Below are 22,238 nucleotides of genomic sequence, written 5' to 3'. Positions count from 1 at the left end.
CTCAGGCCTCCAGCGGCAGGGCGTTCCGGCGCACGGTGGTCTCGAGCCGCTGGACGGCGAGGACGACCAGTGCGCAGAAGAATCCGGTCAGGGCGACCGCCTCGAGCAGTTGTTCCGGTCCCGCGCCGCGGATCCAGGACATCACGTGGGCCTGCGGCATGATCATGGCGAGCTTCTGCACCGGGGCCGGCAGGGCGGACTGGGGCACGATGAGCGCGCTGAGCGCCATCACCAGACCCGTCAGGCCGTTGGTCATCCCCGCGGAGAAGGGGAAGCGCAGGACGGCGAAGCCGAGGAGCCCGATCACGGACGCGGTGGCGAAGGACAGCATCACACCGCCGACGAGCCAGCGGACCCAGTCGAATCCGTCGTCGATGCCGAACAGCAGGCCCAGCACGATCAGCGTGCCGGGCAGCGCCGTCACCGACTGCAGGGCCGTGCCGGTCAGCCGGCCGAGGACGACGGGGACGAGGCCTCCCGGGCTGCCCAGGGCCGCGTACAGCGTCTTCCACTGCTTCTCGCCGAGCAGGCTGAACAGCAGCAGCACGATGACGGAGTCGAGCATGCCGATGCCCGCCGAGCCGACGGCCATGTCGCCGGTGGTGCGGCGCGAGAAGCCGTCCGTGGCGTTGGCGTGCACGACGAAGGCGAACACGCACGGCATGGCCAAGGTGGAGAAGATCGCCATCGGGCTGGTGGCGTGCATGCGCAGCTGGTCCACGACGGCCCGCGCGAAGGTCGCTCCGGTGCCCTGCCACGCGCCCTGGCGTCGCGGCACGGCGGTGCGTCCGGTGCGTACGGTGGTCATGACGCGGCCACCATGTCGAGGAAGACCTCTTCCAGGGTCGGCGGGGTGACGGCCACGCTGGTGGTCAGTCCGGGGAAGGCGGCGAGCACCCACTGCACCGCGGCGGCGCCGTCGGACACCCGCAGGGTGACGGCGGAGCCGTCCTGTTCGATGTTCATGGCACCCGGGCAGTCCTTGATGCCGTCCGGCACCTCGGCGGTGGAGAAGACCACGCTCACAACGTGCCCGAGGCGCCCCGCCGCGTTGAGCCGGAGCTCGCCTGCCGTGGACTCGACGTGGATGCGGCCCCCCTTCATGAGGACGACCCGGCTGCTCAGTTCCTCGGCCTCCCGCATGTCGTGGGTGGTCAGGAGGATGCTGCGGCCCTCCCCCGTGAGCCGGGCGACGAGCGCGCGCATAGCCGCGGCGGACTGCGGGTCCAGGCCGGCGGACGGCTCGTCCAGGATCAGGACGGAGGGCTCGTGCAGGAGGGCACGCGCGAGGTGCAGGCGCTGCTTCATGCCGCGCGAGAAGGAGCCCACCAGGTCGCCCGAACGGTCCGCGAGGTCGACCTCCTCCAGCAGCTCACCGGCACGGCGGGCGAGGCGCGAACCGCGCAGGCCGTACATCAGGCCGAAGAACTCCAGGTTCTGCAGGGCCGTCAGACGTGGGTAGAGGCCGGTGTCACCGCCGAGGCTGAAACCGCAGGCCATCGCCGCCCGGCGGCGGGAGCGCACGACATCGTGCCCGTCGATGAGCACCTCGCCCGCCGTCGGCAGCAGGAGGCCAGTGAGCATTTTGACCGTGGTGGTCTTGCCGGCGCCGTTGGGGCCCAGCACGGAGACGAGCTCACCCGGCCGCACGACCAGGTTGACGCCGTCGACCGCCCGCCGCACAGAGCCGTCCTTCGCTGTGAACTCGCGCACGAGTCCGCGGGCTTCGAGCCCTCCGTCTGTCAAGGTCATGATCCGATTGCCTTCGAGGTGATGCGGGTGAGGTCCATTTCCAGGTAGGCGCCACCGGCCGAGATCTGGCCCGGGAAGTAGGACACCGTGTCGCCGACCTGCGTGATCGACGCGAGGAAGTCGACGGCCGATCCCTCGACCGTCAGCGCCGTGTGCGCCGCCCGGGGCACGCCGTCCGTGGCACGGGCGGCCAGGAGCCGGAACGCCAGCTGGCCGCCGGAGCGGAACTCCTCGACCCCCAGGGTCCGGGCGTCGGTGACCACGCAGCGCTCGTCCGCGAGCAGGCCGTCGGCGGTGGTCCCGGCCGTGCGGGTCAGGCTGACGTTGTTCGCTGTCATCAGGGGGAAGTTCTTGAGCGGGTTCCACCAGGCGTGGCCGGTCAGCGGGGCCGGGACGCGCCGCTCGTGGCCGGCGAGCGTGGTCCTGCGGCTGGCGAGGGTGTGCTGACGACCGTCCCGCCCGATGAACTCGACGGTTCCGGTCGTGGTCCCCTCGCAGTCGAAGGACCGGGCACCGTAGCCGTCCGTACGAGGTCCCTCGTCGACGAGCGAGGTGGCGAGGGCCGCGGGCCCGACGACCGGATTGAGCAGCACGGTGTTCGCCAGCGCCCGCAGCAGCGCGGCGGTGGCGGACGGGGTGAGGACGACGCTCGTGCCTGTGTATGGCTGTCCGCCGGCAGCCGACGCCATGTGCAGGAGCGCGAGTTCGCGGCCCAGTTCCTCGGGGTCGATGTCGTCCAGCGTCCGCGCGTAGCGCGTGGCCGACACCATGGCCGAGCCATCCTCGCCGACCACGACGGCGGTGATCTCGACTCCGTACGCCTGGTCCTCCAGCCGCGTGCCGGGGCTGTCCAGGTAGACGGCTTCCCGCAGGATGTCGCTCACATGGATTCCCGCCACGACCTGTCCCGGTCGCAGGGCGGAGCCGACGGCCGCCATGAGCGCGCCGGTCCGGGAGGCGGCGGCCCCCATGTCGAGGCGGTCCCCGGTGGTGCACCAGGCGCCCGCCCCTGCGGGCCGCGCGGGCGGGTGGGCGTTGGGGCGCCCCCCGTCCGCGGCCGGGCTGCCCAGGGAGAACAGCGGGCGGCCGGTGGCCAGCAGCCGGGCCGCCGACGACGCGGTCAGCCGGCTCGCGTTGAGGTACAGCTCGCGTCCCTCGTGCTCCAGCCGTACGAATCCGCTGAAAGCGGGTTCCTCGACGAGGAGTTGCTTCTTCCCGGCGGCGTCGCACACGAGCCGGCGCCGCGCGGACCGCTCAAGGAACACGGCCGCGCTCTCCCCCGGCAGCAGGGCCGTCTGCACGCTGTCGGCGGCGGCGAACGCCTGGTCCGCCTTGCGCTGAAGGGTCTTCACGCTGCGCTCCAATCCAGTGCGGAGTAGCGCATCGACGGCGAGAACAGGCCGATGCCGAGCATCTGGCCCTGCTTCCCGCAGGTGACGCTGTCCCCGCCGAAGTCCGAACCGGTGCCCTCCACTCGGGCGAGGGTTTCCAGCGCGTCGCCGACGAGGCTGACGTCGCGCACCGGGACTCGGTGGCCGTCCGGGGTGATGTACGCGCAGTTGAGCGCCGCGAAGTGGAACTCTCCGCTGCGGAGGTTGATCATTCCGGCGCCCAGGCAGCCGACGTGGAGGAGGCCGTCGGACGATGGTGCCAGCAGTACGGCCGGGTCCTCGGTGCCGCGGGGCACCACGGTGTTGCTGGCACGGGGCAGCGGGAGGGCCCGGTAGTCGCGGCGGCGTCCGTTGCCGGTGGGACGGTAGTCGTGGCGCCGGGCGGTGCGGACGGAGGACAGCGGGTCACCGAGCTCGCCCTGTGACACCAGGACGGTGGTGGTGCCCGCGATCCCCTCGTCGTCGATGTCGTAGGAGCCGTATCCGTCGGGGAGCGTCGCGTCGTCGTACATGGTCAGCGACGCGGGGAGGGCGCCCGGCCTGCGGAGTTCGGCGATGTAGTCGCTCTGCATGGCGAAGTTGTCGCCTTCGAGGGCGTGCCCGACGAGCTCGTGCAGCAGTGCGACCGCGGCGGAGGGCGCGAAGACGACGGGGGTGCGGTGACGCCCCCCGAGTTCGGCCCGCGCGGAGTCGTGCGCGTGCTCGACCGCGACGCGCGCCACGTCCTGCGGCACGGCGTCCCGCTCGGCCCCGCCGGCCAGCGGGCCGCGCTCCAGCCAGCGGTTGAGGCCGCGGTACCGGTTCCCGCCGGATTCGACGGTGGCCTCCACACGACGCCGTACGAACCGGGAGTGGCCCGAGGCGCGTACGCCGGCGGTGTCGACGACCGCGATGGCGCGGGTGGTGAAGTCCTCCATGGTGCGCAGCGAGTGGGCCGGTGCCGCCCCCTGGACCAGCCAGTCCTGCGGGGACACGGGCGTGAACCCGGTGGCGTGGGGCTCGGGCCAGGCGAGGGCTTCGCCGGCGGCCGGCGTCCCTTCGGCCCCCAGCCACCGGGGCAGCGACGGCAGTTCGGCGACGGAGAAGGCCCGGTGGCGCCAGCGGCCGTCCTGGAGGACCATGCACGCCAGCCCCTCCCGGGGCTCGACGCAGGTGGCCAGCACCTCGCCGTCCAGGCACTCCACGCGGACCTCGACGGTACGTTCCGCGTAGGCCTGTACGTACTGCGCTGACGTGCCGGCCTGCTCGACCGCCCACTGGGCCATGCCGAGCAGGTCCTCGGTCGCACCGGCCGAGGCGTTCTGCTGGGTCGTCGTCACTGCCATGGTTCTTGCTGCCGATCAGATGGTGTCGAGCACGGAGTACGCCTCATCGCTGACGAGGTCGCGCGAGCGCAGGGACTCGATGAGCCGCTCGATGCGCTCGGGGGTCAGGGCCTTGAGCGCGGGGACGTGCTCGGCCAGCTGCCGCACGGCGTCGGCGACGCCCTGGGCGCTCCGGCCGTCGCACAGCGCCCAGACGAAGGCGGCGGGGTCGCGCAGCATCAGCTGGCGGCGCAGCTCCCAGTGGAGCAGGATGCCGTCGCTCTGCCCGAGGACGTTGTATGAGGGGTTGCGCCACAGGCGGCCCTCGGTTCCCTCCTGCGGCGCGCTCCACGGCCAGACGTCCAGGGACACGCCCTGGCGGCTCAGCAGCTGGCTGGCGGCGACGCAGGTCTGCACGAAGAAGACCAGCTCCTCCGCGGCGCGGGTGCCGCGCTCGACCCAGGTGCCCCGCTGGAAGTCGACGAAGGTGTCCTTCGGGAACCCCGCGACAGGGGTCCGCTCAAGCTGCTTGTAGACCCACTTCTTGCTGTAGTACAGGTCTCCGGACGCCGCCACGACGGCCTTTCCGGCGAAGGCGGTGAGTTCCTGCCCGACGAGCGCCGCGGTCTCGAAGTCGCCGTCCACGGAGGCGCCGAGGAAGTCCTCGAGGTGTCCGTTGACCGCGATGGCCGAGTAGTTGACGGCGACTTGGCGGATGGTGGCGATGGAGGAGTCGATCCGCTGCTTGAACCCGCCGAGGGCCGGCGAGGGCGCGACCGTCTCGGAGGTGTACAGGCGGCAGACGAAGTCCAACTGCCCCGGCAGTTTGTGGAGTTCGGTGAGGTTGTCGCGACGCAGGTCGAAAGACGTGACGGTTTCCACGGCGTTCTCGACGTAGTCGAGCGTGTAGCGCTCGACGTCGACCCGGTGGCCGTTGACGTTGTACTGGGTGACGTCATCGCCCATGGCCGACTCATCGACGTAGAGGACGAAGAGGTCGGCGTCGCTCGTTGGGTTACCGAGACCCGCCGTCAGGCTTCCCGCTATGTACATCGAATCAATGGATCCGTTGTTGTCATCGGCGGCCAGCGCTTCCGCCAACATGCGGGCCGCTTGCAGCTTTTCTTCGATCACCGAGCGCGCCACAGTTACTTTTGCCTTTCGACTTCGTCATGGTGTGTGTTTTGGCAGAAGACAGGGTGGCAGGAATTCCTTCCCACCACCCTGTCTCAACTAGACGTTGGCCACGTTGGCCACGTTGGCCACGTTGGCCACGTTGGCCACGTTGGCCACGTTGGCCACGTTGGCGACATTGGCCACGTTGGCGACATTGGCCACGTTGGCGACATTGGCCACGTTGGCCGCGTTGTCCTCTGCGGCCTCGAACTCAACGATGTCGTCCTCGAGCTCGATGACGTCGATGTTCTCCATTTGATCCACCTCCCTCCCTCACCAAGTCACCCCGTTCGGAGCGCTGTTGGGGACCCCTGAGCGGGTATCCCCTTCCGGGGCGCTGCGCGGAGATACGGGCACCGCGCAACGCCACCGAAACCCAGAAAATATTCCGCAACACAGGATCGTGGCGCTGCAAAAGCGACGGACCTGTCGAATACGAGCGGGAGGCGGCAAGCGCGACCCCAAGTAATGTCTCTCAGAAAATCGGAATCAAGTCCCCCTGAATGGGAAGACGTTCCGAAGTTAATGCCCCCGTTTTACTCCGCCCCCGTCCGGGGAGTACGGGAAGAACTTAACCAGCCCACCGGAGAGCGTCAAGATCCCTTGACCTTTTCATTGCCTTCGACCTCACCCTGAGCAAGCAGGCTCTCACGTTATGCCCTGTTTTTCCATGAGCTGGAATCGACCACGCGTCAGGTGTTTGAGGTTCTGCTGAGGTTTTCAGAACCTTCGCGTGGCTTACTTTTCAGACCTTTCCGGCCAGGGGCCACGACCCACTCCGCTGCTCGGCGTACGCGGAACCGAACGGAAGAGGCCGTGGGGCCGAGGTCTTCACGCCCTCGCCCTGGGGCACCCCCACGGCCCAGGCCGTCAGGCACCCACGTTCGCCACGATCCAGCACACAGCCGGCAGCGCCCAACGGCCGCTGGGCTTGGGGTACTCCACGTTGCTCACCATCAGCCAGGCCACCGTCACCACGCCCAGCAGGACCAGGAAGAACGGCAGGTCGAGGAGCACCACGCTGAACACCGTGAGCGCCGCGAACGGGATCGGCATCCCCTGGAACACGCCGTCACGCATGGTCGTGCAGGAGAAGCGGGCCAGCCGCAACAGCCCCGCCAGCAGCACGGCGACGGCCGCCGCCACCAGCCCCAGGTGCGACGTCTCGTTCGTGATGCCCCGCACCACGACGAAGCACGCGGGCGAGAGCCCGAAGCTGATCAGGTCCGAGAGGTTGTCCAGTCCGGCTCCCATGCCGGAGCTGCGAAACCTCCTACCAGGGTCGGGGGATGACTCATGACCCTAGGGGCGCGGAGGCGGTCACGCCGGAGATGGCTGCGCAGATCCGTGTGTGGCGGATCGACGGGGAGTACTCCTGGCGCGCCGTGGCGCAGGCCGCGTCCGAGCTGTGGGGCACGGGGCGCGGCGGCAACCAGCTCTACGGTGAGGCTCTGTGCGTGGCCGCGGCGAGGGTGCTGGGCGAGAACCCGTACCAGGAGCCGTGGAATTGACGCCTGTCCACGACACACGGAAGGGCTCCCCGGGCACGCCGCCCGGGGAGCCCTTCGCGTCACCCCGGGGTCAGGGGGCGAGCAGGAGGCTGTCGCCGTGCTCCTTGGCGGCGGCGTAGCGCTTGGCCACGTCCTGCCAGTTGACGACCTGCCACATGGCCTCGATGAAGTCCACCTTCTGGTTCTTGTACTGGAGGTAGAAGGCGTGCTCCCAGGCGTCGAAGACCAGGATCGGTGTGGAGCCCTGGCCGGCGTTGCCCTGGTGGTCGTAGACCTGCTCGACGATCAGGCGGCCGCTCAGCGGCTCGTAGGCGAGGACGCCCCAGCCGGAGCCCTGGGTGGTGGCCGCCGCCTTGGTGAGCTGGGCCTTGAAGCCGGCGTAGGAGCCGAAGGACTCGGCGATGGCGTCGGCCAGCTCGCCCACGCCGTCCTTCTCGTGCGGCTCGCCGCCGCCGTCACCGGTCATGTTGTGCCAGTAGATGGAGTGCAGGATGTGGCCGGAGAGGTGAAAGGCGAGGTTCTTCTCCAGGCCGTTGATCGAGCCCCACGACTCCTTGTCCCGCGCCTCCGCGAGCTGCTCCAGCGTGTCGTTCGCGCCCTTCACATAAGCCGCGTGGTGCTTGTCGTGGTGCAGCTCGATGATCTCGGGGCTGATGACGGGGGCCAGCGCCGCGTAGTCGTACGGGAGTTCGGGGAGCGTGTAGAGCGCCATGTGCGACGTCCTCCTTATTGCCAAAGGTATGCAGCTGCACGCTAACAGCAAGAACGGTAACTCGCCGTCGGACGTTGGACCTAGGACCCCCTCCCGTGTCGGCGCGCCCAGGCCGGGGGCTGGGTATGCTCGCCGCCATGTCCACGGCTGATCCCCGTCCGAACCGACGGCGAGCGCCCTGAGCCGTACGACGACCGAGAGCAGTGGGAAGACCCGGTGACGAGCTACGACTACGAGAAGGACGGCGCGGCCATCTACCGCCAGTCCTTCGCCACCATCCGCGCCGAGGCGGACCTGACCGGCCTGCCCGCCGACGTCGGCCAGGTCGCGGTGCGGATGATCCACGCGTGCGGCATGGTCGACCTCGTACGCGACCTCGCCTACACCCCGGCCGTGGTGGCCCGCGCCCGGGAGGCGCTGCGCGCGGGCGCGCCGATCCTGTGCGACGTGCGGATGGTGGCCAGCGGGGTCACTCCCCGGCGGCTGCCCGCCGGCAACGAGGTGCTGTGCACCCTCTTTGACCCCGCCGTGCCGGAGCTGGCCGCGAAGCTGGGCACCACGCGCAGCGCCGCCGCGCTGGAGCTGTGGCGGGACCGGCTGGAGGGCGCCGTGATCGCGGTCGGCAACGCGCCCACCGCCCTGTTCCGGCTGCTGGAGATGATGGACGAGGGGGCGCCCCGGCCCGCCGCGGTCATCGGGGCGCCGGTCGGGTTCGTCGGCGCCGCCGAGTCCAAGGACGCGCTGATCGCGCACCCGTCAGGACTGGAGCACCTGGTCGTGCGCGGCCGTCGCGGGGGCAGCGCCATCGCCGCCGCCGCGCTCAACGCGCTCGCGAGCGAGGACGAGGTGTGAGGGGGCGGCGGCCGTAGGGCCGTGGGGGTGTGCGGAGAGCCCTCGGGCGCCGGGCACCTCGCCCGGTGCGGCGTGGCCGTTCGGCTCAGGCTCCGTCCCCGGTTTCGCCGGGGACCTCCCGGTCGCGCCGTGCCGTCAGCCATGCCGCCGCCCGTTCGGGGGTGGGCACGACCGGCAGGTCCGCCGGGACCGGCGGGCGGCGGACCACCAGCGCCGGCAGCCCCGCCTCGCGCGCGGCGGTCAGCTTGGGCGCCGTGGCCGCTCCCCCGCTGTCCTTGGTCACCAGCACGTCGACGCGGTGGCGGCGCAGCAGCTCGCGCTCGCCGTCGAGGGTGAACGGTCCCCGGTCGAGCAGTACCTCCATGCGGGCCGGGTGCGGAGGCTCGGGCGCCTCGACCGACCGGACGAGGAACCACAGGTCGTCCAGTCCGGCGAACGCGGCCAGGCCCGTCCTGCCGGTGGTCAGGAACACCCGGCGGCCGAGCGAGGGCAGCAGGGCGGCGGCCTGCGCCAACGAGCCGGCCTCGTGCCAGCGGTCCCCGGCCATCGGGGTCCAGCCGGGGCGGCGCAGGACGAGCAGGGGAACGTCGGCGACGGCGGCGGCCCGTGCCGCGTGACGGCTGATCCTCTCGGCGAAGGGATGTGTGGCGTCGACGAGTGCGTCCACCCGGTGCTCGCCCAGCCACCCGGCCAGGTTCTCGGCGCCGCCGAAGCCGCCGACGCGGACCTCTCCCGGAGGCAGCCGGGGGCCGGCGACCCGTCCGGCCAGGGAGCTGGTCACCCGCAAGTCCGGCACCGCGTCCAGCAGTTCGGCCAGGCGGCGGGCCTCCGTGGTGCCGCCGAGGATCAGTACGCGCATGGGGCGGCCGGTCCGTCCGTGAGCGGCGAAGGGTGCGCCGAGGGGGCCGTGGCCAGGGCGGCCAGGGCCTCCGGCGCGCCCGGCTGGTCGCGGACCCCGGGGAAGGCGTTGACGTCCACGATCAGCGGGGCGCCGTCGCCCGTGTCGATGACGTCCACGCCGTAGACGTCCAGGGCGAAGACCTCGCCGACCCGGCGGACCAGGGCGGACCAGCCGGGCGGCAGGCGGTCGGGGGCGAGCGGCAGGGTGGGGCCGCGGCCCTCGGGGGAGAGTTCGGAGCGGCGCAGCGCGGCGAAGACCCGGTCCCCGATCGCCCACAGTTTGTGGTCCCAGCCGCTGTTGGGCGCGAAGTCCTGGACGACGACCTGCTCTTCGGGGTGTGCGGCGGCCAGTTCGCGCAGTCGCGCGGCGCTGTCGACGCGGGCCACCAGGTCGTGCTTGCGGCTGTGCCGGCTCTTGACCACCACGGGGGCGTGCAGACCGAACGGCAGGCTCTCGTCCGCGAGTTGGGTGAGTGAGGGATGGGTGCGGGTGGCCGCGAACGGCAGTCCGGCGCGCAGCGCGCGCTCCGCCATCGCCGTACGGTCCTGGCACAGCTCGGTCGCGGCGGCCGAGTTCAGCACCCGGGCCCCGCGGTCCTCCAGTGCGCGGGCGAGGGCGATCGCCCGCGGGGTCCGCGCCTTGAGGAGATACACGTCGGCGGGCGGCTCGGCCGCCTCGGCGGACTCCGCCGCCGTCTCCGGGTCCAGCGTGCGCACCGTGTGCTCATCGCCGAGCAGCGCGGCGGTGGCAGCCAGCAGCGGATGGCCGGGGTCGGAGGTGATCAGGCCGATCCTCATACGGTCTTGCCCGCCGCCACCGGAACCTGGGCCGGACCGGGACGCAGCGCGGACGCGGCGGGCGCGGACGGCGCTGCCGACGGCACGGACGGGACAGGCGATACGGACGGGACAGGTGATACGGCCGGGACAGGTGATACGGCCGGTCCGGACGGCACTGCCCGCACTACCGGTCCGGACGGCACTGCCTGCACCACCGGTCCGGACGGTCCGGGCGGTCCGGGCTGCCCGGCAGGCGACGCGGCGGTCAGGGACCGCTCGCGCTGTTCCGGCATGCGCGGCCGCGCGCGTTCGGCCGGTTCGGCCGGCTCGGCGGGCCGGCCGCCGCGCGCCGCCAGGCCGAGGACGGCCCGCGCCACCCGGGCGGCCGCGTCGGGGACCTGGCGGAAACTGGGGAAGTCGTTCACGTCGACCACCACGGGGCCGTCCGGGCCCAGGACCACGTCCACTCCGTACAGATCGAGGCCGTAGACCACCCCGGCCTGGGCGGCGACGGCGGCGACCTCGTCCGACAGCGGCACCCGGCGTTCGGGCACCGCGTGGTCGGGGTGGAGCGGGGAGCGGCGCTCGGTCGCGTACAGCTCGCCGCCGACGCCGTACACCTTGATGTCGACGCCCGAGTTGGGGACGTACGGCTGGGCGATGAGCATGCCCTCGCCGGCCAGCGCGGGGGCCATGGCGGTGAGCCGGTCCGGCGAGGTCACCAGGTGCACGGACCGCCCCGAGCTGCCGTCGGCGGGCTTGACGACGATCGGGTACTCCGACTCCGGGATCTCGGCGAGCAGTTCGGGTCCGGCAGCGGCGTAGGTGGGCGGCAGCGGGAGGCCGCGGGCGCGGCCGATCGCGGCGGCCAGCGCCTTGTCCCGTACGCCGCGGATGGCGCGGGCGTCGTTGACCGTCGTCGTCCCGGCCGCGGCCGCGGCCTCCAGCAGGGTGAGCCCGGGGCCGCCGGAGACCGTCTTGAGCACCCAGGCGTCGTGGGCGGCGTCCTGGAGCGCCTCGGTCATGCGCAGCAGCGAGCCGCCCGGCCGCAGCACGTCCACCTGGTGCCCCCAGGACGTCAGTTGGCGGATCACCTCGACCGGCATGCCGTCGTGGCGGTACTGCTCCTCCACCAGAAAGCAGAGCTTCATCGATCTACCCCGACCCTCCGGACGCCCGCCCTCGTCGTCCGGCATTCCGTGACGTCCTGTGGCGACACAGGATGTCATGCCCGTCCGGGAAGCCGCCGGGCGGCGGCCCGCACGCCCAACGTCCCTGCCGGGCGGGCCCGCTGGGCATCGCGGACGGAGCGCCGGGACCGCGCTCCCGCGGGCCGCCGCGCCGTGCGTCCCGGGGCGCCGCGCCGTGCGTCACGGGGCGCCGCGGTCCGTTGCGCCGTGACCGCGCCATCCTTCACAGTGACGTGCATGAGCGATCATTACGATGTCGTGGTTCTCGGCGCGGGGCCCGGCGGCTACACCGCCGCGGTGCGCGCCGCCCAACTCGGCCTGTCCACCGCCGTGGTCGAGGAGAAGTACTGGGGCGGGGTGTGCCTGAACGTGGGCTGCATCCCCTCCAAGGCCCTGCTGCGCAACGCCGAATTGGCGCACACCGTCACCCGGCGGGCCGAGACGTTCGGGATCCGGTCCGACTCCCCCATCACGTTCGACTACGGCGCGGCCTTCCGGCGCAGCCGGGACGTGGCGGAGGGCCGGGTGGCCGGCGTCCACTACCTGATGCGCAAGAACAAGATCACCGAGTACGACGGCCGCGGCACCTTCACCGACGCGCACACCCTCCAGGTCGCCCTGTCCGACGGCACCGCCCGGACCGTGACGTTCGACCACTGCGTGATCGCGACGGGCGCCACCACGCGGCTGCTGCCCGGCACCGAGCTGAGCGAGCGGGTCGTCACCTACGAGGAGCAGATCCTCACCGAGGAACTGCCCGGCAGCGTCATCATCGCCGGGGCCGGCGCGATCGGCGTCGAGTTCGCCTACGTGCTGCACAACTACGGTGTGAAGGTGACCGTGGTCGAGTTCGCCGACCGGGTCGTGCCCGCCGAGGACGCCGACGTGTCCAAGGAGCTGGCCAAGCACTACCGCAAGCTCGGCATCGAGGTGCACACCTCCACCCGGGTCGAGTCCATCGACGACTCCGACCCGGCGCGTCCGGTGCGGGTCACCGTCGACAAGAACGGCGCCCGGCAGGTGCTGGAGGCCGACAAGGTGCTCCAGGCGATCGGCTTCGCCCCGCGGGTGACCGGGTACGGCCTGGAGGCGACCGGGGTGCGGCTCACCGAGCGGGGCGCCATCGAGGTCGACGGACGCGGCCGCACCCATGTGCCGAGCCTGTACGCGATCGGCGACGTCACCGGCAAGCTGATGCTGGCGCACGCGGCCGAGGCCATGGCCGTCATCGCCGCCGAGACGATCGGCGGCGCGGAGACCATGGAAGTCGACTTCCGCATGATCCCGCGCGCGACGTACTGCCAGCCGCAGATCGCCAGCTTCGGCCACACCGAGGCGCAGGCACGCGAGGCGGGCTTCGACGTGAAGGTGGCGAAGTTCCCGTTCACCGCGAACGGCAAGGCGCACGGGCTCGGCGAGCCGGTCGGCTTCGTGAAGGTGATCAGCGACGGCGCCCACGGCGAGCTGCTGGGCGCGCACCTGATCGGGCCCGAGGTGACCGAGCTGCTGCCGGAGCTGACCCTGGCCCAGCAGTGGGACCTCACGGTCCACGAGGTCGCCCGCAACGTCCATGCCCACCCGACGCTGGGCGAGGCGGTCAAGGAAGCGGTGCACGGGCTCGCGGGGCACATGATCAACATGTGACGGGTGTGACCCGTGGCCAGGGCGTGCGACGTGTGACGTGGGCGCGTCCTGGTGACCCGTACCTTCCGGTCGCGTCCCCGATCGGGAAGGTACGGCGCCATGGACGAACCCCTGTTCACCTTCGGGCACGGCACCGCCGGGCGCGCGGAGATCACCGGGCTGCTGCGCGGGGCCGGCGTCGCCGCGGTCGTGGACGTGCGCACCGCGCCGGGCAGCCGCCGCGATCCGGACCTGCTGCGGGACCGGCTCGCCCGATGGCTGCCGGACGACGGGATCGCCTACCGGTGGGAACCCGGTCTCGGCGGGTTCCGCAAGCCGGCCCCGGACAGCCCGGACACCTTCTGGCGCAACGACTCCTTCCGCGGCTACGCCGGGTACACGCGCACGCCCGAGTTCGTCGCGGCGACGGACCGGCTGCTCGGCGAGGCGGCCGGGCGGCGGACGGCGGTGATGTGCGGTGAGGCGGTGTAGTGGCGCTGCCACCGCCGGCTCATCGCCGACTTCGCGGAGCTGGCGCGCGGGGTGCCGGTACGCCACCTCCCGCACGACGGGCGGATCGTCCCGCACGTCCCGGCGGACGGCGCCCGGCTGCGGCCGGACGGCCTCCTCGTCCACGACGGCCCGCCGGGGTGAGGCGGGTGCGTCCGGTCAGGCCCTGGCCACGGTCACATCCTGGTCGCGCAGCGCGTGGAACGCGGGCACCAGCAGGATGCCCTGCGGGACCAGCTCGGTGATGATGGCCTGGACGTGCGCGGGGCCCTTGGCGAAGGTGTGCAGAGGGTTGCCGCTGTTGGCCCAGCGGTGCGCGGCGCCGTCGCAGACGGCCTGGGTGCCGCCGATGGAGTGGGTGTTCTCCGAGTCGCCCTGGCTGATGGCGGAGCTGATGAAGACGGCGCCGGTGGCGCCGGTGCAGCGGTAGGCGCCGGAGATCGTGACGGTGCCGTCCGCGTTCTGCCGGACCGTCCGGTCGACGGTGACGGTCTCGGCCGCGTCGGCGGCCACGGTGGTGGCGGCGGTGGCGGCGGTGGTGGCGGCGGCGGTGGCCGCAGTGGTGGCGGCCGGTGCGGCCGGTGCGGCGATGAGCAGCGCGGCGGCGACCGCGCCGAGGGTGCCGAGCACACGGCGGGCTGATCCGAAGGACGCTGGCGCTACGGACATGAGAGCCTCCCGGAGAAGTGGAATGCAGGGTTCCACTGGATACCGGGCGCGTGTCCCTGTTCGTCGGCGTTCCCCGACCGCGCGACGGCGAGTCCACCCCGACTTCCGTCTAACGGCCCACGCGGCACACCTGCCGACGGCCCCGGCGGACGGGCGGCGCGGCGGCGGTCGAGCGGCGGGGACGGCGGGCGGGCGCCGCGGTGACGGTGGAGCGGGTACGGCGGGCGACCCACCGGCCCGTGGGGGCCAGGCCGGTGAAGGCCAGGCTGGTGGGGTGATGCGCGTCGCCGCCGGGTCGTCGGGAGCCTCAGGGCAGTACCGCGAAGCCGTCCAGTTCCAGCAGCGCCTCCTCGTCCCACAGCCGGACGACCTGCACGACCGCCATCGCCGGAAAGTCGCGGCCGGCCAACTCCCGCCAGAGGCGGCCCAGTTCCCGGGCGTGCGCGCGGTAGGCGGCGATGTCGGTGGCGTAGACCGTGACGCGGGCCAGGTCGGCGGGGGCGCCGCCGGCGGCGCGCAGCGCGGTGAGGAGGTTGGTCAGGGCGCGGGCGAACTGCTCGGGAAGGGTGTCGCCGACCACCTTCCCGTCGGCGTCCAGGGCGGTCTGGCCGGCCAGGAACAGCAGCCGCGAGCCGGTGGCGACGACGGCGTGCGAGAAGCCGGCGGGCGGGGACAGCTCGGGCGGGTTGACGCGCTCGGTGGTCACGGGGCCTCCCCGGTCGGTGGCGGCGCGGCGGCGTACAGCTCCTTGGCGATGATGCCCCGCTGCACCTCGCTCGCACCCTCGTAGATCCGCGGCGCGCGCACCTCGCGGTAGAGGTGTTCCAGGAGGTGGCCGCGGCGCAGGGCGCGGGCGCCGTGCAGCTGGACGGCGGTGTCGACGACGTACTGCGCGGTCTCGGTGGCGAGCAGTTTCGCCATCGCGGCGCGCCCGGGAACACCGGGGGCGCCGGCGTCGTACGCCGTCGCCGCCGCGTAGACCATCAGGCGCGCGGCCTCGGTGCGCAGGGCCATCTCGGCGACCTGGTGGGCGACGGTCTGCAGGTCGCTCAGCTTGCCGCCGAAGGCGTCGCGGCGGGCGGTGTGGGCGAGGGTCGCCTCCAGCGCGGCCTGCGCCATGCCGACGGCGAAGGCGCCGACACTGGGCCGGAAGAGGTTGAGGGTGTCCATCGCGACCCGGAAGCCGCGGTCCGCCTCGCCGAGCACGTCGTCCGCCGTGACGGGGACGCCGTCGAAGGCGAGGGCGCCGATCGGGTGCGGGGAGAGCATCTCCAGCGGGCCGCCGGTGAGGCCGGGGCGGTCGGCGGGGACCAGGAAGGCGGTGATGCCGCGGGCGCCGGCGCCGGGTGTGGTGCGCGCGAAGACGGTGTAGAAGTCGGCCTCGGGGGCGTTGGAGATCCAGCACTTCTCCCCGGTGAGCCGCCAGAGCGCGCCGGAATCCGGGCCCGGGGCGGGATCGGCCCGCAGGGTCAGGGCCGCCGCGTCCGAACCCGCGGCCCGCTCGCTCAGGGCGAAGGCGGCCACCGCGCCGCCGTCGGCGACCGGGGGCAGCCAGCGGGCGCGCTGGGCGGGGGTGCCGTGGGCGTGCACCGGGTGGGCGCCGAGGCCCTGGAGGGCGAGGGCGGTCTCGGCCTCGGTGCAGGCGAAGGCCAGGGACTCCCGCATGAGGCACAGCTCCAGGGCGCCCGAGGTGAACAGGCGGGCGAGCAGGCCCAGTCGGCCCAGTTCGGCCAGCAGAGCGCGATTGACGCGGCCCGGCTCGCCCTTCTCGGCGAGCGGCCGCAGCCGCTCGGCGGCCAGGGTGCGCAACCGCGCGCTCCAGGCCCGCTGTTCCGGTTCGAGTGAGAATGCGGGCATACGCCGGTCCTCCCTCTCCCGCGGCCGCCGGGGCCGTCGGGGGTTCGCCGCCCACCGTATCGCGTACCGTTGACTGTCGTCACCAAGGCGCTACGCTCCAGGTGCGAGCCCACCACACCAAGGGGGCGAACCGCCATGGACCACCCGTCCGCCCATGTCTCCCCTCACGTCTCCGCCCACGTCGACACCTTCGCGCGCGACCACCTCCCGCCCCCGGACCAGTGGCCCGAGCTGCGGTTCGACCTGCCGGAGCTGCGCTACCCGGCCCGGCTCAACTGCGCCGCCGAGCTGCTGGGCCCGGCCGGCGGGGAAGACGCCGGCCGGCCGGTGTTCCGCACCCCCGGCGGCGGCGCCTGGACCTACGGCGACCTGGCCGCCCGCGTGGACCGCCTCGCGCACGTTCTCACCGCCGATCTCGGCGTGGTGCCCGGCAACCGGGTCCTGCTGCGCGGACCCACCACCCCCTGGCTGGCCGCCTGCTGGCTCGCCGTGCTCAAGGCGGGCGCGATCGCCGTCACCGTACTGGCCCAGCAGCGCCCCCACGAGCTGAGCACCGTCTGCGAGATCGCCCGCGTCCGGCACGCGCTGTGCGACATCCGGTCGGTGGACGACCTGGTCAAGGCGGAGGTGCCGGGGCTGCGCCTGGCGGCCTACGGCGGTGACGCCCCCGACGACCTGCTGCGCCGCCCGGCGCCCGGCGTCCCGTTCCCGGCGGTGGACACCGCGGCGGACGACGTGGCGCTGATCGCGTTCACCTCCGGCACCACCGGCCGCCCCAAGGGCTGCGTCCACTTCCACCGGGACGTGCTGGCGATCGCGGACACCTTCTCGGCGCGGGTGCTCGGTCCCCGCCCGGACGACGTGTTCGCGGGCAGTCCGCCGCTGGGATTCACCTTCGGCCTCGGCGGACTGGTCGTCTTCCCGATGCGGGCCCGCGCCAGCGCCCTGCTGCTCGAAGAGGCCCGTCCCCGGCAGCTGCTGGCCGCGATCGCCGAGCACCGGGTGACCGTGCTGTTCACCGCCCCCACCGCCTACCGGGCGATGCTCGACGCGCCGGCCGCCCACGACACCTCCTCGCTGCGGCGGTGCGTGTCGGCCGGCGAGAACCTGCCCGCCGCCACCTGGCACGCCTGGCACGAGCGGACCGGCGTGCGCATCGTCAACGGCATCGGCGCCACCGAACTCCTGCACATCTTCATCTCGGCGGCCGGCGCGGACATCCGGCCCGGCGCCACGGGCGTCCCGGTGCCGGGCTGGCGGGCACGGGTGCAGGACGCGGACGGCAGGCCGGTGCCCGACGGGACGCCGGGGCTGCTCGCCGTCCAGGGCCCGGTCGGCTGCCGCTACCTGGCCGACCCGCGCCAGCGCGACTACGTGCGCGACGGCTGGAACATCACCGGAGACACCTATGTCCGCGACGGCGACGGCTACTTCCGCTACGTCGCCCGCGCCGACGACATGATCATCTCAGCGGGCTACAACATCGCGGGGCCGGAGGTCGAGGACGCGCTGCTGCGCCACCCGGACGTGGCCGAGGCGGCGGTCGTCGGCCGGCCCGACGAGCTGCGCGGCCAGGTGGTGGTGGCGTACGTGGTGGTACGGGAGGGTGCGGCGCGGGACGCGGAGGCGCTGCGCGCGTATCTCAAGTCGGAGCTGGCGCCCTACAAGTGCCCGCGTGCGTTCGTTTTTCGGAGCGCGCTGCCGCGCACCGCCACCGGCAAACTCCAGCGGTTCAGACTGCGCGACCCGGGCACCCGTGACCAGCGGTGATACCGACGACCTAAAATGATCAACGTGTCCGAACAGCCCGTGCAACCCGCCCCGAGGTCCCTCATCGTCACGCTGTACGGCGCGTACGGCCGCTTCGTCGCGGGTCCGGTGCCCGTCGCGGAGCTGATCCGGCTGCTGGCCGCGGTGGGCGTGGACGCGCCCTCGGTGCGCTCCTCGGTCTCCCGGCTCAAACGGCGCGGGCTGCTGCTGCCCGCCCGCACCGAGCGGGGCGCGGCCGGGTACGAACTCTCCGATCAGGCGAGGGAGTTGCTGGAGGACGGCGATCGCCGGATCTACGCGGACGCGCCCTCGGCGGACGAGGGCTGGGTGCTGGCGGTGTTCTCGGTGCCGGAGTCGCAGCGGCAGAAGCGGCATGTGCTGCGCTCCCGGCTGGCCGGGCTCGGCTTCGGCACGGCGGCGCCGGGGGTGTGGATCGCCCCGGCCCGGCTGCACGAGGAGACCCGCAACACCCTGCGGCGGCTGGATCTCGACGTGTACGTGGACTTCTTCCGCGGCGAGCACCTGGGGTTCGCGCCGACGGCCCAGGCGGTCGCCCGCTGGTGGGATCTCGCGGCCCTGGCCGAGCAGCACGAGGCGTTCCTCGACCGGCACGCGCCGGTGCTGCGCGCCTGGGAGCGGCGCGCCGGGACCCCGCCCGAGGAGGCGTACCGGGACTACCTGCTCGCGCTGGACTCCTGGCGTCATCTGCCCTACACGGACCCCGGTCTGCCCGCGCGGCTGCTGCCCGCGAACTGGCCGGGCACCCGCTCGGCCGCCGTGTTCCGGGCGCTGCACGCGCGGCTGCACGAGGCCGGGGCGCTCTACGCGGGTGTGTCCGTCCCCGCCCGCCGGCTGTGATCCGCCGCAGCCCCGCCGGGGGGCGGCGTGCCGGGCTCAACGTTCTAGTGTCAGGCGGGGTTTGGGGCTGTCCGTGCGGCCGGTCCGCGGTGGGCGGCTGCCCGCGCGGTAGGGCGGGGGCCAGACGGCGGCGGGGCCCTCGTAGCCCTGCTCGGCGGCGGCGTGCAGCGTCCAGTGCGGGTCGTACAGGTGGGGCCGGGCCAGCGCGCACAGGTCGGTGCGGCCGGCCAGGATCAGGGAGTTGACGTCGTCCCAGGAGGAGATCGCGCCGACCGCGATCACCGGGACGCCGACCGCGTTGCGGATGCGGTCGGCGAACGGCGTCTGGTACGAGCGCCCGAACTCCGGCCGTTCCCCGGCCACCACCTGCCCGGTCGACACGTCGACGGCGTCGGCGCCGTGCGCGGCGAAGGCGCGGGCGATCGTCACCGCCTCCTCGGCCGTGGTGCCGCCCTCGGCCCAGTCGGTGGCCGACAGGCGGACGGTCATCGGCCGTTCCTCCGGCCACACCGCGCGCACCGCGTCGAACACCTCCAGCGGGAAGCGCAACCGCTTCTCCAGCGAGCCGCCGTAGGCGTCGGTGCGGTGGTTGGTGAGCGGGGAGAGGAAGCCGGAGAGCAGATAGCCGTGGGCGCAGTGCAGTTCGAGGAGGTCGAAGCCGGCCCGGGCGGCCCGCCAGGCCGAGGTGGCGAACTGTTCGCGGATGTCGGTGAGTTGGGCGCGGGTCACCTGGCGCGGAACCTGGCCGCCGGGGCGGTGGGGCAGCGGGGAGGCGGCCACCAGCGGCCAGTTGCCCTCGGGCAGCGGCTCGTCCATGCCCTCCCACATCAGCCGGGTGGAGCCCTTGCGGCCGCTGTGGCCGAGTTGCACGCCGATCGCCGTGCCGGGCGCCTGCCGGTGGACGAAGTCGGTGATCCGGCGCCATGCCTCGGTCTGCCGGCCGGTCCACAGTCCGGCGCAGCCGGGCGTGATCCGGCCCTCGGGGCTCACGCACACCATCTCGGTCATCACCAGTCCCGCGCCGCCGAGCGCGCGGGCACCCAGGTGGACGAGGTGGAAGTCGCCGGGCACGCCGTCGGCCGCCGAGTACATGTCCATGGGCGAGACGACGACCCGGTTGCGCAGGGTCAGGCCGCGCAGCCGGAAGGGGGTGAACATCGGCGGTGTGCCGGGCGGGCAGCCGAACTCCCGCTCGACGGCCCCGGTGAAGCGGGCGTCGCGCAGCCGCAGGTTGCCGTGGGTGACCCGGCGGCTGCGGGTGAGCAGGTTGAAGGCGAACTGGCGGGGGCGCTGACCGACGTACAGGTCCAGGTCCTCGAACCACTCCAGGCTGGCGCGGGCGGCCCGCTGGGTGGAGGCGACGACCGGCTTGCGTTCCGTCTCGTAGGCGCTCAACGCCTCGGGCAGCGTGGGCTGTTCGTCCAGGCAGGCGGCGAGGGCGAGGGCGTCCTCGACGGCGAGCTTGGTGCCCGAGCCGATGGAGAAGTGGGCGGTGTGGGCGGCGTCGCCGAGCAGGACGAGGCCGCCGTGCGACCAGTGCTCGTTGACCACGGTGCGGAAGGTGGTCCAGGCGCTGTTGTTGGAGCGCAGCGGGCGGCCGCCGAGGGCGTCGGCGAAGATCTTGGCGCAGCGGTCGACGGAGCCCTGTTCGTCCAGGTCGGCGAAGCCGGCGGCCCGCCACACCTCCTCGCGCATCTCGACGATCACGGTGGAGGCGTCGGCCGCGAAGGGGTAGCCGTGCAGTTGCATCACGCCGTGCTCGGTCTCGGCGATCTCGAAGCGGAAGGCGTCGAAGGCGAAGTCGGCGGCGAGCCAGATGTAGCGGCAGCGGTGGTCGCTCACCCGCGGCCGGAACACGTCGGCGTGTGCGGCGCGGATGGCGCTGTGCACGCCGTCGGCGGCGACGACCAGGTCGTACGCCCCGGTCAGCCGGGCCGGGTCCGGCGCCTCGGTGCGAAAGCGCAGCGCGACGCCGAGCGAGCGGCAGCGCTCGTGCAGGATGTCCAGCAGCCGGTGCCGGCCGAGCGCGGCGAAGCCGTGGCCGCCACAGGTGTGCCGGGCGCCGCGGTGCACGATGTCGATGGCGTCCCAGCGCACGAACTCCCGTTGCAGGGCCGCGTACACCACCGGGTCGGCGTGCTCGATCCCGCCGAGCGTCTCGTCCGAGAGGACGACGCCGAAGCCGAAGGTGACGTCGGGCGCGTTGCGTTCGAAGACGGTGACCTCGCGGGCCGGGTCGAGCCGTTTGAGCAGGGCCGCCGTGTACAGGCCGCCGGGGCCGCCGCCGACGACCGCGACGCGCGGGGCGCCGGTCATCGCGCGCTCACCGCCCCTGCCACTTCGGCGGCCGCTTCTCGGTGAAGGCGGCGTGGAACTCGGCGTAGTCCGCGCCGTTCATCAGCAGGGCCTGGGTGGCGGCGTCCAGCTCGACGGCGGCCGACAGGGGCATGTCCAGTTCGGCGGTGAGCAGGGCCTTGGTCTGGGCGTGGGCGAGGGCCGGTCCGTCGGCGAGGCGGCGGGCGAGGGCCTGGGCCTCCTCGTCGGCGTGGCCCTCGTCGGTGAGCAGGCTGACCAGGCCGATCCGCTCGGCCTCCGGCGCCCGCACCGGCTCGCCCAGCATCAGCAGCCGGGTGGCGTGGCCGAGGCCGACCACCCGGGGCAGCAGATAGGCGGCGCCCATGTCGCCGCCGGACAGTCCGACGCGGGTGAACAGGAACGCGAACCGGGCGCTCGGGTCGGCCACCCGGAAGTCGGCGGCCAGCGCGAGGACGGCGCCGGCGCCGGCGGCGACGCCGTGCACCGCCGCGATCACCGGGAACGGGCATTCGCGCACCGCTCGCACCACCTGCCCGGTCATCCGGTTGAAGTCGAGCAGTTCGGCGGTGTCCATGGCCAGGGTGGCGCCGATGATCTCGTCCACGTCGCCGCCCGAGCAGAAGCCGCGCCCCTGACCGGCCAGCACCAGGGCGCGTACGGCCCGTTCGCGGGAGAGTTCGGCGAGCAGGTCGCGCAGGTCGGCGTAGGCGCCGAAGGTGAGCGCGTTGAGCTTGTCGGGGCGGGCGAGGGTGACGGTGGCGACGCCGTCGTCGTGGGCGACCCGCAGATGGCGCCAGTCGGCGGTGCGGGCGGCGGAGCCGGTGAAGGGACTCATGACGTGCGGCCTCCTCGGCCGAGGCCCCAAGTGCCTCTGTCGGTGCGCGCTCAGCTCTCCCCGACGAAGTTATCACTCATCTGTGACCGTCGTCACGAGTGCGCGACAGGGGCCGTGACAATGTGGCCGGGACCCGTCGCTTCCGGCGCTCCGGTCACAGCTCGGCGATGGCCGGGTAACGGCGGGCGCGGGAGACGGGAGCGGGGCGGCCGGCGCGGGTAGTCCCGCCGGT

General features: G+C 73.1%; 20 protein-coding genes and 2 pseudogenes. 6 read left to right on the top strand and 16 right to left on the bottom strand.

Annotated elements, in window-relative coordinates:
* Position 1: 1 nt before the first annotated feature.
* The 7 genes and pseudogenes from ABEB07_RS03950 to ABEB07_RS03920 all read right to left on the bottom strand — a co-directional run.
* Positions 2-808: an ABC transporter permease gene (locus tag ABEB07_RS03950; protein ID WP_176150887.1), complete on the bottom strand. Its 807-nt coding sequence runs from the start codon at positions 806-808 to the stop codon at positions 2-4.
* A complete protein-coding gene (locus ABEB07_RS03945; protein ID WP_176150886.1) occupies positions 805-1,752 on the bottom strand; it encodes an ABC transporter ATP-binding protein in 948 nt (315 codons plus the stop codon). Before ABEB07_RS03945 ends, ABEB07_RS03950 begins: the two co-directional genes overlap by 4 nt.
* The gene (locus ABEB07_RS03940; RefSeq protein ID WP_345667028.1) at positions 1,749-3,104 is read right to left on the bottom strand and encodes a metallopeptidase TldD-related protein; all 1,356 of its coding nucleotides are present in this window, start codon (positions 3,102-3,104) and stop codon (positions 1,749-1,751) included. The genes ABEB07_RS03945 and ABEB07_RS03940 overlap by 4 nt, the downstream gene beginning before the upstream one ends.
* Positions 3,101-4,462, bottom strand: a complete 1,362-nt coding sequence (locus ABEB07_RS03935) for a TldD/PmbA family protein (RefSeq protein ID WP_345667027.1) — start codon at positions 4,460-4,462, stop codon at positions 3,101-3,103. Before ABEB07_RS03935 ends, ABEB07_RS03940 begins: the two co-directional genes overlap by 4 nt.
* Before the next feature lie 21 nt (positions 4,463-4,483).
* On the bottom strand, positions 4,484-5,551 hold the full coding sequence (locus ABEB07_RS03930) for a PqqD family protein (protein WP_345667026.1): 1,068 nt from the start codon (positions 5,549-5,551) through the stop codon (positions 4,484-4,486).
* Positions 5,552-5,680: 129 nt separating this feature from the next.
* Positions 5,681-5,878, bottom strand: a complete 198-nt coding sequence (locus ABEB07_RS03925; RefSeq protein ID WP_345667025.1) for a hypothetical protein — start codon at positions 5,876-5,878, stop codon at positions 5,681-5,683.
* Between the two features lie 583 nt (positions 5,879-6,461).
* Positions 6,462-6,898, bottom strand: a pseudogene (locus tag ABEB07_RS03920) (CDP-alcohol phosphatidyltransferase class-I family protein); the annotation flags it as partial.
* A 14-nt stretch (positions 6,899-6,912) separates the two neighbouring features.
* Between ABEB07_RS03920 and ABEB07_RS03915 the strand changes: the two are divergent.
* Positions 6,913-7,134, top strand: a complete 222-nt coding sequence (locus ABEB07_RS03915; RefSeq protein ID WP_345667024.1) for a hypothetical protein — start codon at positions 6,913-6,915, stop codon at positions 7,132-7,134.
* Between the two features lie 70 nt (positions 7,135-7,204).
* Here the strand turns inward: ABEB07_RS03915 and ABEB07_RS03910 are convergent, their stop codons facing one another.
* Positions 7,205-7,846 (bottom strand): superoxide dismutase, encoded by a 642-nt coding sequence (locus ABEB07_RS03910; RefSeq protein ID WP_164589420.1) that lies wholly within the window; start codon positions 7,844-7,846, stop codon positions 7,205-7,207.
* Between the two features lie 216 nt (positions 7,847-8,062).
* On the opposite strand from ABEB07_RS03910, the gene ABEB07_RS03905 reads away from it, so the two are divergent.
* Positions 8,063-8,698: a precorrin-8X methylmutase gene (locus ABEB07_RS03905; RefSeq protein ID WP_345667023.1), complete on the top strand. Its 636-nt coding sequence runs from the start codon at positions 8,063-8,065 to the stop codon at positions 8,696-8,698.
* Between the two features lie 85 nt (positions 8,699-8,783).
* Here the strand turns inward: ABEB07_RS03905 and ABEB07_RS03900 are convergent, their stop codons facing one another.
* From ABEB07_RS03900 to ABEB07_RS03890, 3 genes are read right to left on the bottom strand one after another with little or no spacing between them, the layout of a single operon-like run.
* Positions 8,784-9,557: a cobalt-precorrin-6A reductase gene (locus tag ABEB07_RS03900; protein ID WP_345667022.1), complete on the bottom strand. Its 774-nt coding sequence runs from the start codon at positions 9,555-9,557 to the stop codon at positions 8,784-8,786.
* Positions 9,545-10,396, bottom strand: a complete 852-nt coding sequence (locus tag ABEB07_RS03895; RefSeq protein WP_345667021.1) for an ATP-grasp domain-containing protein — start codon at positions 10,394-10,396, stop codon at positions 9,545-9,547. The genes ABEB07_RS03900 and ABEB07_RS03895 overlap by 13 nt, the downstream gene beginning before the upstream one ends.
* Positions 10,393-11,529, bottom strand: a complete 1,137-nt coding sequence (locus tag ABEB07_RS03890) for an ATP-grasp domain-containing protein (protein ID WP_345667020.1) — start codon at positions 11,527-11,529, stop codon at positions 10,393-10,395. The genes ABEB07_RS03895 and ABEB07_RS03890 overlap by 4 nt, the downstream gene beginning before the upstream one ends.
* A gap of 276 nt (positions 11,530-11,805) precedes the next feature.
* Here ABEB07_RS03890 and lpdA point away from each other — a divergent pair, with 276 nt between their 5' ends.
* Together lpdA and ABEB07_RS03880 are read left to right on the top strand one after the other, a co-directional pair.
* Positions 11,806-13,212 (top strand): dihydrolipoyl dehydrogenase, encoded by a 1,407-nt coding sequence (lpdA, locus tag ABEB07_RS03885; protein WP_345667019.1) that lies wholly within the window; start codon positions 11,806-11,808, stop codon positions 13,210-13,212.
* A 99-nt stretch (positions 13,213-13,311) separates the two neighbouring features.
* Positions 13,312-13,845, top strand: a pseudogene (locus ABEB07_RS03880) (DUF488 domain-containing protein).
* Between the two features lie 15 nt (positions 13,846-13,860).
* Here the strand turns inward: ABEB07_RS03880 and ABEB07_RS03875 are convergent.
* The 3 genes from ABEB07_RS03875 to ABEB07_RS03865 form a co-directional block, all read right to left on the bottom strand.
* Complete coding sequence (locus tag ABEB07_RS03875) at positions 13,861-14,331, bottom strand: DUF6299 family protein (protein WP_345667153.1); 471 nt, start codon at positions 14,329-14,331, stop codon at positions 13,861-13,863.
* 346 nt (positions 14,332-14,677) lie between these two features.
* Entirely contained in the window at positions 14,678-15,076 is a 399-nt protein-coding gene (locus tag ABEB07_RS03870; RefSeq protein ID WP_345667018.1) for a RidA family protein, read from the bottom strand.
* Entirely contained in the window at positions 15,073-16,227 is a 1,155-nt protein-coding gene (locus ABEB07_RS03865; protein WP_176150873.1) for an acyl-CoA dehydrogenase family protein, read from the bottom strand. The genes ABEB07_RS03870 and ABEB07_RS03865 overlap by 4 nt, the downstream gene beginning before the upstream one ends.
* 135 nt (positions 16,228-16,362) lie before the next feature.
* On the opposite strand from ABEB07_RS03865, the gene ABEB07_RS03860 reads away from it, so the two are divergent.
* Positions 16,363-17,997 carry an AMP-binding protein gene (locus ABEB07_RS03860; RefSeq protein ID WP_345667017.1) on the top strand — a complete coding sequence of 545 codons (1,635 nt, stop codon included), beginning with the start codon at positions 16,363-16,365 and terminating at the stop codon, positions 17,995-17,997.
* 15 nt (positions 17,998-18,012) lie between these two features.
* Positions 18,013-18,855, top strand: a complete 843-nt coding sequence (locus ABEB07_RS03855) for a PaaX family transcriptional regulator (RefSeq protein WP_164584076.1) — start codon at positions 18,013-18,015, stop codon at positions 18,853-18,855.
* A gap of 36 nt (positions 18,856-18,891) precedes the next feature.
* Here the strand turns inward: ABEB07_RS03855 and ABEB07_RS03850 are convergent, their stop codons facing one another.
* Together ABEB07_RS03850 and ABEB07_RS03845 are read right to left on the bottom strand one after the other, a co-directional pair.
* Positions 18,892-21,171 (bottom strand): bifunctional salicylyl-CoA 5-hydroxylase/oxidoreductase, encoded by a 2,280-nt coding sequence (locus ABEB07_RS03850; RefSeq protein ID WP_345667016.1) that lies wholly within the window; start codon positions 21,169-21,171, stop codon positions 18,892-18,894.
* Positions 21,172-21,178: 7 nt separating this feature from the next.
* Positions 21,179-22,006, bottom strand: a complete 828-nt coding sequence (locus ABEB07_RS03845) for an enoyl-CoA hydratase family protein (RefSeq protein WP_345667015.1) — start codon at positions 22,004-22,006, stop codon at positions 21,179-21,181.
* Between the last annotated feature and the right edge of the window lie 232 nt (positions 22,007-22,238).

Source organism: Streptomyces similanensis (assembly GCF_039543625.1).
Lineage (GTDB): Bacteria > Actinomycetota > Actinomycetes > Streptomycetales > Streptomycetaceae > Streptomyces > Streptomyces similanensis.
Note: the sequence above shows the minus strand (reverse complement) of the source record. Positions and strands in the feature narration are given on the sequence as shown.